The sequence below is a fragment of the Aeromonas sp. CU5 genome, assembly GCF_002586745.1.
Lineage (GTDB): Bacteria > Pseudomonadota > Gammaproteobacteria > Enterobacterales > Aeromonadaceae > Aeromonas > Aeromonas sobria.
Window position 1 is genome coordinate 2,529,902 of the sequence record NZ_CP023817.1, and the last position, 16,342, is coordinate 2,546,243.

Sequence of the window (16,342 nt, forward strand, 5' to 3'; positions counted from 1 at the left end):
ATTAGCTGGTTTTGGCAGAAGCATGCCATACGCGCAGTCACTAATGTGACTAACTATTCAGGTTTCTGATCCGCCCTTTATCCCCCTTGGCTGACCCTGCCCAACCACTCGATAACGGGACTCACATATCAGGGGATCATGGCAAATATGATCCGGATCAATATTCAGGCGCCATGCACCCTGCAGCGACGATTTGCCGGTTTTTCATCCCCTCTCTGACCATCCTGTTTTTACCCCAAAAAGAGCCGCAAGGCGCACCGGCAGCCACAGCGGGATAGTGATCACTTACCTGCCTCCCCTTTATGCAAATAAATGCGTTTTAGCGCCTTTAATTGCTTGTCAAGGGGGCATCACGAATGCAAAATACGCCGCCAATAAAGGACCGATGTTCACTGCGACATCGGTTTTTGTATTTTTGAAGTGCAGTACAAACCCACCACAAGAGGCCGGAACGTTTCCGGAAGTGATATTCGAGATTGCCAAACAATCTCCCGACGTTGAGAGGATAACCATGGGGCGTTTTAATGCTTTCCTGCCGGTACAGCCCGGTATGCGCCACCCCGGCGCCCTTGATGTGCAGGTGTGCGAATCCATCGTATCCCTGCGCTCGTTGCAAGCACGTGCTGCGGCACTGATTGAGGAGAAAGCGTAATGGCATCGCAAAACGCCACGCTGCTCAAGACCCTTACCCTGACACAAGTGATTGTGATGGGTCTGGCCTATCTGACCCCCATGGCTGTGTTCGACACCTTCGCCATCGTCGGTGACATCACCGATGGCCGGGTCGCCACCGCCTATCTACTGGCACTGGGTGGCATCCTGCTCACCGCCCTCAGCTATGGTCATCTGGTACGCAAGTTCCCTTCTGCGGGTTCTGCCTACACCTATGCCCAGAAAGTATTCAACCCCTACGTCGGTTTCATGGTCGGCTGGTCATCCCTGCTCGACTACATGTTCATGCCGATGATCAACATCCTGCTGGCCAAGATCTATTTGACCGCCATGTTCCCGGGCGTCGAGCCCTGGATCTTCATCTTCGGTCTGGTGACCGTGATGACCTTGCTGAACCTGCGCGGCATCAATCTGGTGGCCAACTTCAACGGGCTGATCGTGGTGATCCAGCTCGCCATCATCACCCTCTTCATCGGCCTGATGGCATGGGGCATTTATCATGGTGAGGGCGCTGGCACCCTGATGAGCAGCCGTCCGTTCCACGTCGAGTCAGCCCAGATGGTGCCGCTCTTTACCGGTGCGACCATCCTCTGCTTCTCGTTCCTCGGCTTTGACGGTCTGAGCTCCCTCTCCGAAGAGACCCCGAACGCCGGCAAGGTGATCCCCAAGGCGATCGTGCTGACGGCCCTGATCGGCGGCATCATCTTCGTCGTGGTCTCCTACTGCCTGCAGCTCTACTTCCCGAGCCTTGCCCGCTTCCAGCATCCGGATGCGGTACTGCCGGAGATCGCCCTCTACGTTGGTGGCACCTTCTTCCAGTCGGTGGTACTGGTCTGCACCACAGTCGCGGTACTGGCCTCCGGCATGGCGGCTCACGCCGGTGTCTCGCGCATCCTCTACGTGATGGGTCGTGACCGGATGATCCCGGAGCGGGTGTTTGGCTACATCCACCCGAAATACCGCACCCCGGCCATCAACGTGCTGATGGTGGGCGGTCTGGCCCTCTCCGCCGTGTCGTTTGATCTGGATACCGCGCTGGCGCTGGTCAACTTCGGGGCGCTGGTGGCGTTCAGCTTCGTCAACCTGTCGGTGATCGGTCAGTTCTGGGTACGCGAGAAGCGCAACAAGACCCTCAAGGATCACGTTGTCTTCCTGCTGCTGCCGCTGCTCGGCGCTGCCACCATCGGCGCCCTGTGGATCAACCTGGAGCAAAGCTCCCTCGAGCTGGGGCTGATCTGGGCCGGTCTGGGTGTGACCTATCTGTTCCTGCGTCTGGCGGTGTTCCGCATCCCGTTCCGTCAGTACGAGGAAGCGGCTGACGCCTGATCCTGAGCGATAACGGATACACAGAAGGGGAGCCATGGCTCCCCTTCTGTTATTTCACCGGCGCTATCTCACCGAGTGACTGCCCTTACTCGCTAAAAAGCGTAAGAGGAGAGGGTGATCAACTCTTGTTGATCACCGCAGTTGCTGCCGCCTTGAGCGGATCATTGGCAACCGCTTTAACATCCTTGTTCACTTGCTTGAGCTGATCTTGGGCCTTGTCGGCCTGGCGCTGGGTCGATTTAACGTCATCACGGGCACCTTGCACGCTGTCGTTGGCCTTGTCACGCAGATCGGCGGTGCCATTTTTCAGCTCATCCTTCGCCTTCTCTTTCTGCTGACGCATCAGCATCTCGGTATCACAACGCCCCTTGACGCCGACGGAGGCCCCCATCGCCTCGTTCTTCAGCGCTTTGTCCAGATTACAATCCGGCTGCAGCACTGACTTGGCCTGCACACCGACCGACAACAACCCGAGGGAAAGAGAGAGAACCCATGCTCGCATCACGCTTATTACTCCACGACTCAAAAGAAACGCCGCAGCATAGCGTCCCGTGCCGGGATCACAAGCCTTATTGTGCCGATAGCCCCCGGGCGACCGGATAATCGTCCATATCCGTCACACCTTGTCGAAGAAGTTACCGAAAAAGCCCCCCTCCCCAGTCATAAAACCATCATAAAAGTGTCACTTTGTCATATTTCTGTCATTTACCACTGCTTAAATGCGCGGGTCATCAACTACCCAAGACGGAACGACCGTCCCAAGAGGCTTTATGCAACACCATCACGCTTTGTCACAGCCGCCCGCGACTCGCGCCCTGTTCAACTGGATGAGTGTCATCGTACTGGTCTACCTGATCCTGGTAGCCGTGGGCGCCATCTCCCACGGCTTCAAAGATTTCTCCGGCGGCGCCGAGGGCGCAGCCCAGATCTTCGCCTTTGCCAACAACCCCTTTGTCGCCCTGCTGCTCGGCATTCTGGCCACCGCGCTGGTGCAATCCTCCAGCACCGTCACCTCGGTGATCGTCGGTCTGGTGGCCGGCGGCCTGCCCATCGGCATGGCCATCCCCATGGTGATGGGTGCCAACCTCGGAACCACCATCACCAACACTATCGTCTCCATGGGTCATATCCGGGATCGCGACGAGTTCCGCCGCGCCTTCGCCGCCGCCACCGTACACGACTTCTTCAACCTGCTGGCGGTGTTCATCTTCCTGCCGCTGGAGCTGATGTTCGGTCTGCTGCAACAGAGCGCCGAGTGGCTGGCCAACCTGCTGGTAGGCTCCGCCAACATGTCGATGAAGGGGATGGATTTCATGAAGCCGCTGACCGCACCGGCCCAGCAGCTGATCGACAGCGCCGTCGCCTTCCTGCCGGGCAAGAGTGCCGCCATCGCCACCATCGTCATCGGTATCCTGCTGATCCTCGCCTGCGTCACTTGGCTCGGCAAAGTGCTGCAACAGGTGCTGGTTGGCCGTGCCAAAGAGCTGTTGCACAAGGCGCTGGGCCGTGGCCCGCTGACTGGCATCACCTCGGGTGCGCTGGTGACCATCATGGTGCAGTCCTCCTCCACCACCACCAGCCTGATGATCCCGCTGGCTGGCGGCGGCGTGTTCAGCACCCGCCAGCTCTACCCCTTCACTTTGGGGGCCAATATCGGCACCACCATCACCGCCCTGCTGGCTGCCACCGCCATCAGCGGAGCCGGAGCCCAGCTGGCCCTGACCATAGCGCTGGTCCACGTGCTGTTCAACGTCTTCGCCGTGGTGCTCATCTATGGCATCCCCTTGCTGCGTGACCTGCCAGTGCGGGCCGCCGAGGGGCTGGCCCGGGTAGGCAGCGAGAACAAGCTGCTGGCACTGGGTTATGTGGCGGGTCTCTTCTTCGCCCTGCCCGCCCTGATGATGGTGGCCGCCAAGTAAGCGCTGGCGCCATCACGAGGGGCGAGTCACCGACTCGCCCCTTTTTGCATCTGCGTCACCCTGCTTTGCCTGCCCGCTCACATCCTCCCGCCCTGTGGCTCGCCATCAGAGGCGGTGCGCGATAAGATGGCGCCTTTATTGCACTTTTTACATTTCATGGAACAGGAAAAACCGATGAAATTCATACTGATCGCGCTGCTCATTGCCGGTGTGGCCTACTACTTCTACTCCAGCAGCAACAACAAAAAGCTGGCGGCCGACAACGTGCGGATTGGCGCCGAGTTCCTCGCCAGCAACAAGGAGAAACCGCTGGTGACCACCACCGCCTCCGGCCTGCAGTACGAAGTGCTGATCCCGGGTACCGGCACCGTTCACCCCACCGCCACCAGCAAGGTGAAGGTGCACTACGAGGGCAAGCTGCTGGACGGCACCGTCTTTGACAGCTCGGTCGCCCGTGGCGAGCCCATCGAGTTTGGCCTCAATCAGGTGATCAAGGGCTGGACCGAAGGAGTACAGCTGATGGTGGAAGGTGAGAAGACCCGTTTCTACATCCCCGCCGACCTCGCCTACGGCGACCGCGCCGCGGGCAAAATCCCGCCGGGATCTGTACTGATCTTTGACGTAGAGCTGCTGGGTATCCAGTAAGCACGCCGTCACACGCCATCAACAAGAAGGCCAGCATCATGCTGGCCTTGTTGCTATGGGAACGTCACTCCCCCTTGGCGATCCCTTCCCGACGCGGATCCGCTGCGCCAAACCAGCCACCAGCGTTGCGCTCAACCCCCTGCAAGCCAGAGGTCTGCTCGTTCAGCACCACCTCGTGCCCCCTCGCCTTCAATCCCTCGACCACCGACATGGGAGTGCGTCCCGCCTCCAGCTCGGTGGGGCCGTTGCGGCTGCCAAAGTTGGGCAGGTTGATGGCCTGTTGCAGGTTTAAGCCCCAATCCTGAGTGCCGAGCAGGGTCTTGCCCACGTAGTTGATGATGGCGGAGCCCCCCGGCGAGCCCAGCGTCATGGTCAGCTCGCCGCTTGGCTTGTCAAACACCAGCAGCGGTGACATGGAGGAGCGGGGCCGCTTGCCCGGCTCCACCCGGTTCGCCACCGGCAGACCGGCAGCGTCCACCGAGGTGAAGGAAAAATCGGTGAGCTGGTTGTTGAGCAGATAGCCGTTAACCATCTGGCGCGAACCAAAACCATCCTCGATGGAGCTGGTCATGGAGATAGCCATCCCCGCTTGGTCGACGATCGAGACATGGCTGGTAGAGGGCAACTCTGGGGTCGCATCCTTGCCGCGAGCCAGCGCCAGCGGCGGCGTCCCGGGCTTGGCAATCCCCATGGACCTCTCGCCGACAAGCTTGCCGCGCTCGGCCAGATAGCCCTTATCCAGCAGCCCCTTCACCGGCACGCTGACAAAATCGCTGTCGGCGACGTACTGATTGCGATCGGCGAAGGCAAGGCGTGCCGCTTCGCTGTAGAGGTGGATGGCCTCGCTGGAAGCAGCCAGTCCCCCCTCCTTGGTGGTGATCGGCTTGAGGGCCGCCATATCGCGGCTCTCCAGCATGCCGAAGATCTGGCCGAGCGCCAGAGTGCCGGATGAAGGGGTGGGGAAACCGCAGATCTCGCTCTGGCGATAGTCAAAGCAGAGGCCGTCCCGCAGTTTGGCCTGATAGCTGGCCAGATCGGTGGCTGCCAGTACCCCGGGATTGGTGGGATGCTGACGCACCTTGGCCACCATGGCATCCGCCAGCGGCCCCTGATAGAAGGCATCCGCCCCCTCTGTTGCCAGGGTGCGCAATACCTTGGCCAGCGCCGGGTTGGTCAACCGTGAGCCCGCAGGTCTGGGGCTGCCATCAGCCTGATAGAAATAGGCGCGCGCATCCGGGTCGCGGGCCAGATAGGGATCCTTAGCCAGCAAGGTTGCCAGCCGTGGACTTATCACAAATCCTTGTTCTGCCAGGGTAATGGCGGGCTCGAACAGCCCAGCCCAGGGCAGCTTGCCATAACGCTGATGGGCCAGCGCCAGGGCGCGCAGGGTGCCGGGAACGCCGACCGAGCGGCCCCCTACCACCCCATCATAAAACGCCAGCGGCTTGCCATCTTGCATAAACAGCTGGTCAGTGGCGGCGGCTGGTGCCGTCTCGCGACCATCCACCGCGCTCACCTTGCGGCCATCCCACACCAGCAGCAGCGTCCCACCACCGATCCCGGAGGATTGCGGCTCCACCAGCGTCAACACCAGCTGCACCGCAATGGCGGCATCAACGGCACTGCCACCCGCCTTGATGATCTGATAGCCCGCATCCACCGCCAGCGGGTTGGCAGCCGCCACCATGAAGTCATGGCCCTGCCAGCCCTGTTTGTCGGTCCAGCCACTGGCCGCTTCCGGCGCGATCAGGGCCTGGGGTGGCGGGGCGTAGTGAAAGCCTTTATCACTGGCACAACCGGCCAGCAGGGCAAGGGCAACAGCCAGCCCCAGAGGTTTGAGCAACATGACACTCTCCTTGTCTGTTTTATGACCATGAAGAGGGACTATGTCACGATTGGCGCTGACAGCTCAAGTTATTGAACAAGATCAATATCTTAGTCATCTATCAATAATGGTTATCCGCAATAGACATAAAAAAACCGCCCGAAGGCGGTTTTTACAATGGGATAGCTGAGGCTAAACAGCCGCCAGTCCATTTAGATGGACTGCTCTTCGCCACCCAACACGGCAAACAGCGCCGGGATAAACTGGGCCAGCTCGGAGGTGACCAGCGCGAAGTCGGCATCCAGACGGGCGGCCGGATCTTCGCTGGTGACGTCGTCATTCTGCTCGCGCAGCTCTTCGCTGAATTTCAAGCGCTTGATGGAGAGATCATCCCCCAGCACAAAGCTGATGGTCTCGCCCCAGTTGAGGGCCAGCTTGGTCACCAATTTGTCGTTGGCCAGGTGGTTTTTGATCTCTTCACTCATCAGATCCTGCTGTTTGCAACGAATGATGCCGCCGTGCTCCATGGCACTGCGCAGCTCGGCTTCGTCTTCCAGCGTGAAAGTAGATGGCAGGTTACCCTCGTTCAGCCACTCGGTCATGGTGATCTCGGGCGGGTTCTTGAGGGCCACCGGTACCACCGGCAGGGAGCCGATGGATTTGCGCAGCAGCGCCAGCAGATCATCTGCCTTCTTGGCAGAACCTGCGTCCACCACCATTAAATTATCGGCCGGATTGATCCAGGCGAAGGTCTGACTAGTACGACTGAAGGCACGGGGCAGCAAGGTGTGGAGGATCTCCTCCTTGAGCGCTTCCTTCTCTTTCTTCTTGAGGGCACGTCCCTGTTCGAACTCGATCGCCTCTACCTTCTCGGCCAGCATCTCCTTGACCACGGTACCGGGCAGCATCTTCTCCTCTTTACGGGCGCAGAGCAGTATGTGGCCGGAGGCAGAGTGGGTCAGGGTTGAGCCGAATTTGCCAAGGGGCTTGACCCACCCGAAACGGGAGATGTCCTGACTGCCGCAAGGGGTGAAGGCACAGGCTTCCAGCTGGGTTTCCAGCTGATCCACGGTCAGGTCAAAGGGGCGGGTAAAGCGATAAATCTGCAGGTTTTTAAACCACATGGCGTCCTCGGTCTCTAGATTGTCCGGCGGGCATTGTACTAGAGAGGCGCTTTGTGATCAGCCAATCATTCTCGCTAAATAAAGGGCGATCGACCTCACAGGGTCTCATTTATATCACCTGAGCGGTCACCAAGTTCCCCTAGACTGCGAGTTGTGCAAGTTGTTAACAAGGATGAAATTATGTTACGGCCCAGTCGCCCGGAAGACATGGAAGAGATCGTCGAAATCTGGTTGCTGGCCTCCCTGCAGGCCCACGATTTCGTCGATGCCTCCTGCTGGTGGCGGGCTCAGGAGGATCTGCGCATTCGCTACCTCGATCGCGCTGCCATCTGGGTATTCGAGGAGCGCGGCGATCTGCTCGGTTTCATGGCGCTGGTGGACAACTACCTCGCCGCCCTGTTCGTGCGCCCCGACCGCCAGGGACGCGGCGTCGGCCATGCCCTGCTGCAAGAGGCCAAGCGTCAGGGGGCGTCGCTCCACGCCCGGGTCTTTGTCGAGAACGATCAGGCGGTGCGTTTCTATCGCCGCCACGGCTTCGTTATCGAGGCCGAGGAGTCCGATCCCCTCACCGGCCACCCCCAATACAGGATGTGCTGCGAACCAGCCTGAATCGATGCCAGCCCCCTGTTTTACTTGAAAAAAGCACGGGGCATCCTCATCTTGTCTCCATCGGGTGCCACTGGCACCGTCCCTGCAACCGGGCAGCTTTCCAATGAAAATCCTCCATACCGCCGACTGGCACCTTGGCCATCAACTCCATGGTCACGACCGCCGTTTTGAACACGATGCCTTTCTCGACTGGCTGAGCGACACCCTCAAGGCGCGCGAGATCGACGCCCTGCTGGTGGCGGGCGATCTGTTTGATACCGCCAATCCGCCCGCCAGCGCCTGGCAACAGCTCTACCGTTTTCTGGCGCGGCTACGCGCCGAGATGCCCCACCTCAACATGGTGCTGATCGGCGGCAACCACGACTCTCCCTCCAAGCTCGATGCCCCCCACGAGCTGTTGCGCGCCTTCGATCTTCATCTGGTGGGCAGTGTCAGCCGCGACAGTGAAGGCAAGCTCGAAACCGACCGCCTGCTGGTGCCGCTGCAAGACAAAGCAGGCAAGCTCGCCGCCTGGTGCGCCGCCGTGCCGTTCCTGCGCAGCAGCGATCTGCGGGTGGATCAATTGGCAGAGGGGCAAGACAGGCTGATCGAAGGGGTACGGCAGGTCTACGCAGAAGTGCTGGCCGAGGGGCGCGCCCGCTGCGGGCAAGATCTGCCGCTGATCGCCATGGGCCACGCCTATCTGGCGGCGGGCCAGCTCTCGGAGCTTTCGGAGCGGAGGGTGCTCGGCGGTAACCAGCACGCCCTGCCTGCTGATCTCTTCGCCGCGGCTGACTACACGGCGCTCGGTCACCTCCATCTGGCCCAGAACCCGGCCGAGGGGGTGCACTATAGCGGCTCGCCGCTGCCGCTATCGCTGGCCGAGGCCAACTACAACCATCAGGTGCTGGAAGTGACCTTTGCGGGGGGCAAGCTCACCACGGTGGCATCCATTCCAGTGCCACGCGCGGTGGAGATGATCCGCCTACCCCAGAGCACCCTCGACGACGCGCTGAACGCCATCGCATCGCTCGAGCTGCCTGCTTGTCCACAAGAGGCACAGCCCTTCCTCGAAGTGCGGTTGCTACTACCCAAGCCCGAGGCCCGCATCCGCGAGCGCATCCTGGCCGCCATTGCAGACAAACCGGTGCGCCTCGCCCGCATCAGCACCCAGTATCAGGGCTCGGGGGAAGGGCTGGCCGATGGTCGCGAGCGGCGCAGGCTCGATGAGCTCTCCCCCACCGAGGTGTTTCGTCTCTGCTATCAGCGCCAGTTTGAAGGGGAGCCCGAGGCCGGGTTGGTCGCCTCGTTTGAAGAGATCCTGGAGCAGGTGAAGGAGTCAAACCAATGAAAATCTTGTCTCTGTCTGGTGAGAATCTGGCCAGTCTGACCGGCGCCTTCACCATCGACTTTACCAAAGGGGCGCTCGGCGCCGCGGGCCTGTTTGCCATCACCGGCAACACCGGCGCGGGCAAAAGCACTTTGCTCGACGCCATTTGTCTCGCCCTCTACGACGAGATGCCGCGCTTTATCGCCAATCGCAAGAACGTGGCCGAAGTGGGCCGCATGGATGATGAAGAGAAGCTCAAGGCCAACGACGTGCGCGGCATTCTCAGTCGCGGCCACGCCAGCGGCTTTGCCGAGGTGCAGTTTCGTGGCTGCGATGGCCGCATCTGGCTAGCCCGCTGGGCGGTGCGCCGGGCCCGCAACCGCTCGGAGGGGCGCTTTCAGGCGCAGGAGCGCACCCTGACCGATATCGAGTCGGGGCAGGTCTTCTCCGGCAGCAAGCGGGAGCTGCAGGATCGCATCGACGAGCTGGTGGGGCTCTCCTGGGAGCAGTTCCGCCGCGCGGTGATCCTGCCGCAGGGGGAGTTTGCCGCCTTCCTCAAATCGGACGCCAACGAGCGCTCCGCCCTGCTCGAACGGATGACCGGCACCGAGCTCTACTCCGCCATCTCCATCCAGACCTATGAACGGGCGCGGGAAGAGCAGCAGAAGCTGGCGACCATTGCCCAGCGCCTCGGCGACGTGGCGCTGATGGACGAGGCCACCCGCGAACAGTGGGTGAGCCAGCAGATAAGCCTCTCCACCACCCTCAAACATGAACAGCAGCAACAACAGCTGATGCAGGATCTGCGCGACCTCAACAGCCGCATTGCCGCCCAGTTGCAGGGCTGCGCCGAGGGACAGGCGGCGCTCGATGCCACCCTGCAAGCCCACGGCGCCGCCGCCCCCGAGCGCGACGAGTTTGCCCGCGCCGAACAGGCTCAGGTGGCCCGCGCCGATCACGACGAACTGGCCCGCCTCACTCTGGAAGTGCAGCAGCAGGAGAAGGTGATCGCCGAGCTGGGGCCGGAGCTGGCCAAGCTCGAGGAGCAGACCCGGCAGAGTGCCCTCACCGAGCAGCAGCTGCTGGCGGAGAAGATCGCCGCCGAGCGGGAGTGGGGCGCCCTGCAACCCGAACTCAAACGGGCACAGGAGCTCGATACCCGCATCCGGGAAAAAGTGCAGCAGTTGCAGAAGATCCAGCAGGAGGGGGCGCAGGAGCGGGAAGTCCAGCTCACCCTCGAGCAGGGCTGGCGCGAGCAGAGCAAACAGGTAGAACTGCTCAAGCAGCAACACCAGCAATGGGGGCTCTGGCTCGAAGAGCACAAGGGGCTGGCCCCGGTGGCCCGCCAGTGGCAGCCCCTGCTCACCGCCGTGCAGGATTGGGCCGAGGATGCCGACAAGCTGCAACAGCTGCTCACCCTGCGGGATCACCAGCTGCACACCCTGCAGCAGTTGCAACGCCAGCTGGAACAGGGCCAGCAGAAGCGCGACTACTGGCAACAGGAGCAGGCGCGGCTACAACAGCAACAAAACGAGCTGCAGGAGCAGCAGTGGGAGAGCCGTCTCGCCAAGGCGCAGGAGCAGTGGCAGCAGCAGACCGAACAGCTGGGCCAGCTGCGCCAACTGCTGGAGCTGGCCGATTATGGCCGCAACCACGGCGAGCAGCATGGCCGCTTGCAGCAGGAGATTGCCCAGCTGGAGCAGGCGCTCAGCAAACTCGCCACCCTCAGCGAAGAGCTGGCGCCAGCCCGCGAGCGGCTCGCCCTGCAGCGGGATGAAGCGCGCCACGCGCTGGAGCAGTCCCGCGCCATCGCCAGCTTCGAGCAGTATCGTCACATTCTGAGCGATGACGAACCTTGCCCGCTGTGTGGCGCCAAGGAGCACCCCTACAGCCAGAGCCAGCCGCAGGTGGCGGGGATCCTGGGTCAGTTGGCTGAACGGGTCCGCAGTCTGGATCTCGAATGGGAACGGCTCAACCATCAATACATTCAGTGCGAGAGCGAGCGTCAAGAGCTGGCCCGTCAGCTGGCGGTGCGCCAGCAGCACCTACCGGAGCTGGAGGCGCGCGCCGAGCAGCTGACCCAGCGCTGGCAACAACTGGGGGGCGATACCCTGCTCGGCCATCCGCTGCCACTGCGCCAAAGCCCCATTGAGTGGAACGAGCTGATGAGCACCCTGCTCGGCCGTGGCCAGGCGCTGGAGCAGGGGCTGGCCCACAGCCAGCAGCTACTGCGTCAGGCCCAGCTTGGTCAACAACAGCTGCAAGGGGTGCGTCAGCAACTTAGCCAACTGGCTGCCCAGCACCAGCAGTTTGACCAGCAGTGGCAGGAGGCCGACCGCCAGCGCATCGCGCTGGAAGGGGAAGTGAAGGGGATGGGCGAGCAGGAGGCGACCCTGCGCCAGCGCCTTGAGCAAGGCGCTCACCGCCTCGACGAGCAGATGGGTGGCCAACCGTGGCGCCAGTGGCTCGGCAGCCAGCAGTGGCACGAGTGGCAGCGGGCCTGCGAAGCCTGGCTGCACGGCCAGAGCGAGTGGGAGCGGCTGGCCAGCGAGATCGCCAGCCTCACCCCAGCCCTGAGCGCACAGGAGGCGCGCCTGCAGAACCAGCGCGAGCTGCTGCACAAACTCGAGCGGGATTACAAGGAGCACGAGCAGCAGCGGCAGGGGCTGCTCACCAGCCGCAGCGGTTGTCTCGGCGGTGAGGAGATCCCGCTGGTCGAGAGCCGTTGGCAACAGCGGCTGCAACAACTCGCCAGCGAACTGGAGCTGATGCAGAGCGGCGCCCGCGTTGTGCGGGAGCGGCAGACCGAGCTCAAGACCCGCCTCACCCATGTGGAGCAGGAAAAACAGACCAGCAGCCGCCGCAAGCGGGAGGCGTTGGGGCGCTGGGCTGCCCACGCCAGCACCCTTGGCATCGCCGAATACGACCTGCGCCGCCTGCTCGCAATCACCCCCGATGAGCTCAAGGCACGCCGCACTGCCCTGCAAGGGCTGGAGGATGCCCTTGGCGAGGCGCGTACCCGTCTTGCCGAGCGGCAACGGGCGCTGGCGCTGGAGGAGAGCAAGCGGGATCGCTATCGGGAGCACCATCCCGAGCTAGCCACCCTGCCGGATGCAGAGCTGAGTGAGCAGCTGGCAGCGCTCGATGCCCGTTGTCGCGCCCTTGAAGAGCAGCTGTTCGAGTGCAAGAGCAAGCTGGCACAGGCCGAAGCCGCAGCCCTCAAGGCGGGCGGCCTGCAGCAGGAACTGGCCGCCCAACAGGCGGTGGCCGACCACTGGCAGCAGCTGTGCGATCTGATCGGGCAAGCCAACGGCGCCAAGTTCCGCACCTTCGCCCAGAGTCTCACCCTCGAGCGCCTGCTGCTGGAAGCCAACGCCCAGCTCGCCGAGCTGTCGCCACGCTACCGGCTGGAGCGGGTGCCCGGCACCGATCTGGCGCTGCAGGTGGTGGATCTCGACATGGGGGACGAGGTGCGTTCGGTGGACTCCCTCTCCGGCGGCGAGAGTTTTCTGGTGTCGCTGGCGCTGGCGCTGGCCCTCTCCAGCCTCTCGTCACGGCAAACCCAGGTCGAGTCGCTGTTTATCGACGAAGGGTTCGGCACGCTCGATCCGGACAGTCTGGATCTGGCGCTCTCCAGCCTCGACTCCCTCCAAGCCGCCGGTCGCCAGATCGGGGTCATCTCCCACGTCCAGACCCTGGTGGAGCGGATTGGCGTGCAGATACGAGTCGAAGCCCTCGGCGGTGGCGAAAGTCGGGTGCGGGTCCCCTGAGTAGCATCGGTTCAATCACCAGTTCCATCGGCTCAATCACCACGCCATAAACAGCAAGACCCCGCCAATTGGCGGGGTCTTGCTGTAAGGGAGGCTATCAACCGAAGCGGTAGGCGCCCATATAGAGGCTGCCGCCATCCCAGCTTTCGTGCAGCCGGGTGGGCGCCACACCATCGGCTGCCCCCAGCGCCACAAAGAGTGGGCGCAGGTGATCGTCGTGGGGATGGGACTCCACCGCTCCGGGAGCCCGCTGGCGATAGTCGAGCAGCGCCAGCCGATCCTCCTCGGCCATCTTCTGCTCCAGCCAGCCGACAAACTGGCTGGCCCACTCCGGCACCGGTGAATCATCCGGCCCCAGCGCCCGCAGGTTGTGGGTGATGGCGCCGGAGGCGAGGATGCCAATCCCCTGACTACGCAGCGCCCCCAGCACCTCCCCCAGCTGCCACAACTGGGCCGGGGTGAAACTAGCAGGGATGGAAATCTGCACCAGCGGGATCTTGCTCTCAGGGTCGATCAGGGAGAGCGGCGACCAGACCCCGTGGTCCAGCTCGCGCCGCACCGGGGTGGCGGTCAGTCCGGCCAGCGTCAGCTGATCGCTCACCCCCTGCTGCAACCACTCGGGGCTGCTGGCAGGCCAGCGCATCCGGTAGAGGGGCTCGGGAAAGCCGTAGAAGTCGTACATCAGCGCAGGTTTGGGCTCGACGTTGATCTGCAGCTCGCGGCTGAACCAGTGGGCGGAGATGACCACTAACCCCTTGAGCTCACCCAGACGCAGGGTACGCAGAAAACGGGTGGCGGGTTGCTCACGCAGCACCAGATCCGGTGCGCCGTGAGAGATAAACCAGACGGGGGCGAGAGACATAAAGCGAACTCCAACAAGGTATCAGGGGGCGATATCGGATGGGATATCGCTGATGGAATCGATTATCACCCTGCCACTTAAGGTGAACAATCCAGCAACATAGATAAGCACTATCAACCAATGGTTGATAATTTCACCCCTTCACTCCTTCACGACCGGGAAGCGGCAATACATATCAAGGCTGTGGCACATCCGGCAGCGGTCGGGAAGCGCGAAGCGCCATCCGGGTCGCGGCGCCATGATCCTGCCATTCGCGCCACGCCAGCCCCTCGGCGGCAGCCTCCCCTGTCACCGGATGGGAGAAGATCGCCAGCAAACGAGGGTTGTCAGGCCAGTACCCGGCTGGCAGTGCCTGAACCAGCAGCAGGGCGGTGCCTAGCAACAGCAGGGCCAATCCGGTTTCATGGCTGTTTTTCATCCCGACCTCCTTCACCTGCGCGCCAATGAACTAACATTTTTGCGCAAGCTGGTGACAAGACGGTGACAGTGGGCGGGTGGTCATTTTACAACATCTGAACCTCAACCGGGCCAAACCACCACAGGTGGTAACATTTGTGTCCCGTCAGTCCGGATCAGTGGCCGTATATCCTAAATAGTGACCAATAGGAAAACGTTATCCCTTAAAAGAAAACGTTATCTGGTCAAAACGTTGTTTCTGGATCATAAAAAGATTCCAAAAACTGGTGTATATTGCTCGGCGGAAATTCCTTAACCATGAAGATTGACATGAAAAAGACCAAAATCGTCTGCACCATCGGTCCTAAGACCGAATCCAAAGAAATGCTGGCCAAAATGCTGGATGCCGGCATGAACGTCATGCGCCTGAACTTCTCCCACGGTGACTACGCCGAACACGGTGGTCGTATCAGCAACCTGCGCGCAGTGATGGCCGAAACCGGCACCCACGCAGCTATCCTGCTGGACACCAAAGGTCCGGAAATCCGTACCATCAAGCTGGAAGGTGGCAATGACGTCGCGCTGGTCGCTGGCCAGACTTTCACCTTCACCACCGACCAGACTGTGGTTGGCAACAAAGACAAAGTAGCTGTGACCTATGCCGGTTTCGCCAACGACCTGCGCGTCGGCAACCGCATCCTGGTTGATGACGGCCTGATCGGTCTGGACGTTATCGAAATCACCGAGCGCGAAGTTATCTGTAAAGTGCTGAACAACGGTGATCTGGGCGAGAACAAAGGCGTTAACCTGCCGGGCGTCTCCATCAAGCTGCCGGCACTGGCCGAGAAAGACAAGCGCGACCTGATCTTCGGTTGCGAGCAAGGCGTTGATTTCGTTGCTGCTTCCTTCATCCGTAAGAAAGAAGACGTACTGGAAATCCGTGAGCACCTGAAAGCCCACGGTGGCGAGAACATCCAGATCATCTCCAAAATCGAAAACCAGGAAGGCCTGGACAACTTCGACGAGATCCTGGCTGTCTCCGACGGCATCATGGTTGCTCGTGGCGACATGGGTGTAGAAATTCCGGTTGAAGAAGTTATCTTCGCCCAGAAGATGATCATCACCAAGTGCAACAAGGCACGTAAAGTGGTTATCACTGCCACCCAGATGCTGGATTCCATGATCAAGAACCCGCGTCCGACCCGCGCCGAAGCTGGCGACGTGGCTAACGCCGTGCTGGATGGTACCGACGCAGTGATGCTGTCCGGTGAGTCCGCCAAGGGTAAGTACCCGCTGGAAGCCGTGACCATCATGGCCACCATCTGCGAGCGTACCGATGCCGTGATGCAATCCAACCTGTCTGCTGCCAATGACAGCAACAAGCTGCGCATCACCGAAGCCGTTTGTAAAGGTGCCGTAGAGACCTCTGAGAAGCTGGACGCCCCGCTGATCGTGGTTGCTACCGAAGGCGGCAAATCTGCCAAAGCCATTCGCAAGTACTTCCCGCAAGCCTGGATCCTGGCCATCACCACCAACAAGAAAACTGCTGCCCAGCTGGTTCTGACCAAGGGTGTGGTTGCTCATGTTGTTGACAGCATCGCTTCTACCGACGATTTCTATCGCATCGGTAAAGAAGCTGCGCTGCAAAGCGGTATGGGCCTGAAGGGTGACGTAGTTGTTATGGTCTCCGGTGCACTGGTACCGAGCGGCACTACTAACACCGCTTCTGTTCACGTTCTTTAATCAGAGCCGAACAACGTGAAAACGGCGCCTTCAGGCGCCGTTTTTTTTATCCCTCCCCCCTGCTTACCTGACAAGCCCGGTGTTAGAATCCACGCCAATTTACTCTATGTGGGAAGTTTCCCGCGCCCCGTGTAATAACCCG

At 61.3% G+C, this 16,342-nt stretch carries 13 protein-coding genes; 8 read left to right on the forward strand and 5 right to left on the reverse strand.

Annotated elements, in window-relative coordinates; genetic code table 11:
* The first annotated feature begins 193 nt into the window (after positions 1–193).
* Both CK911_RS21205 and CK911_RS11055 read left to right on the forward strand, forming a co-directional pair.
* Positions 194–652: a hypothetical protein gene (locus CK911_RS21205; protein WP_148610993.1), complete on the forward strand. Its 459-nt coding sequence runs from the start codon at positions 194–196 to the stop codon at positions 650–652.
* Positions 652–1,998: an APC family permease gene (locus CK911_RS11055; protein ID WP_098969956.1), complete on the forward strand. Its 1,347-nt coding sequence runs from the start codon at positions 652–654 to the stop codon at positions 1,996–1,998. Before CK911_RS21205 ends, CK911_RS11055 begins: the two co-directional genes overlap by 1 nt.
* 118 nt (positions 1,999–2,116) lie before the next feature.
* On the opposite strand, the gene CK911_RS11060 is transcribed toward CK911_RS11055, so the two are convergent.
* Entirely contained in the window at positions 2,117–2,500 is a 384-nt protein-coding gene (locus tag CK911_RS11060; RefSeq protein ID WP_098969957.1) for a hypothetical protein, read from the reverse strand.
* Positions 2,501–2,768: 268 nt separating this feature from the next.
* Here CK911_RS11060 and CK911_RS11065 point away from each other — a divergent pair, with 268 nt between their 5' ends.
* Both CK911_RS11065 and CK911_RS11070 read left to right on the forward strand, forming a co-directional pair.
* On the forward strand, positions 2,769–3,917 hold the full coding sequence (locus CK911_RS11065; protein ID WP_098969958.1) for a sodium:phosphate symporter: 1,149 nt from the start codon (positions 2,769–2,771) through the stop codon (positions 3,915–3,917).
* A 174-nt stretch (positions 3,918–4,091) separates the two neighbouring features.
* Positions 4,092–4,562 (forward strand): FKBP-type peptidyl-prolyl cis-trans isomerase, encoded by a 471-nt coding sequence (locus CK911_RS11070; RefSeq protein WP_098969959.1) that lies wholly within the window; start codon positions 4,092–4,094, stop codon positions 4,560–4,562.
* Between the two features lie 64 nt (positions 4,563–4,626).
* On the opposite strand, the gene ggt is transcribed toward CK911_RS11070, so the two are convergent.
* Positions 4,627–6,408, reverse strand: a complete 1,782-nt coding sequence (ggt, locus tag CK911_RS11075) for a gamma-glutamyltransferase (protein ID WP_098969960.1) — start codon at positions 6,406–6,408, stop codon at positions 4,627–4,629.
* Between the two features lie 191 nt (positions 6,409–6,599).
* On the reverse strand, positions 6,600–7,511 hold the full coding sequence (gene rdgC, locus CK911_RS11080; RefSeq protein ID WP_042020207.1) for a recombination-associated protein RdgC: 912 nt from the start codon (positions 7,509–7,511) through the stop codon (positions 6,600–6,602).
* Positions 7,512–7,691: 180 nt separating this feature from the next.
* On the opposite strand from rdgC, the gene CK911_RS11085 reads away from it, so the two are divergent.
* From CK911_RS11085 to CK911_RS11095, 3 genes are all read left to right on the forward strand, one after another.
* Positions 7,692–8,120 (forward strand): GNAT family N-acetyltransferase, encoded by a 429-nt coding sequence (locus tag CK911_RS11085; RefSeq protein ID WP_042020205.1) that lies wholly within the window; start codon positions 7,692–7,694, stop codon positions 8,118–8,120.
* A 103-nt stretch (positions 8,121–8,223) separates the two neighbouring features.
* Positions 8,224–9,450, forward strand: coding sequence for an exonuclease SbcCD subunit D C-terminal domain-containing protein (locus tag CK911_RS11090; protein ID WP_098969961.1), 1,227 nt, complete (start codon positions 8,224–8,226; stop codon positions 9,448–9,450).
* Positions 9,447–13,199 carry an AAA family ATPase gene (locus CK911_RS11095; protein WP_098969962.1) on the forward strand — a complete coding sequence of 1,251 codons (3,753 nt, stop codon included), beginning with the start codon at positions 9,447–9,449 and terminating at the stop codon, positions 13,197–13,199. The genes CK911_RS11090 and CK911_RS11095 overlap by 4 nt, the downstream gene beginning before the upstream one ends.
* Positions 13,200–13,296: 97 nt before the next feature.
* Here CK911_RS11095 and CK911_RS11100 read toward each other — a convergent pair whose 3' ends face one another.
* Complete coding sequence (locus CK911_RS11100; RefSeq protein WP_098969963.1) at positions 13,297–14,061, reverse strand: class III extradiol ring-cleavage dioxygenase; 765 nt, start codon at positions 14,059–14,061, stop codon at positions 13,297–13,299.
* Positions 14,062–14,236: 175 nt separating this feature from the next.
* Complete coding sequence (locus tag CK911_RS11105; RefSeq protein WP_098969964.1) at positions 14,237–14,479, reverse strand: hypothetical protein; 243 nt, start codon at positions 14,477–14,479, stop codon at positions 14,237–14,239.
* Positions 14,480–14,787: 308 nt separating this feature from the next.
* Here CK911_RS11105 and pykF point away from each other — a divergent pair, with 308 nt between their 5' ends.
* Entirely contained in the window at positions 14,788–16,200 is a 1,413-nt protein-coding gene (gene pykF, locus CK911_RS11110; RefSeq protein WP_042020195.1) for a pyruvate kinase PykF, read from the forward strand.
* Positions 16,201–16,342 lie beyond the last annotated feature (142 nt).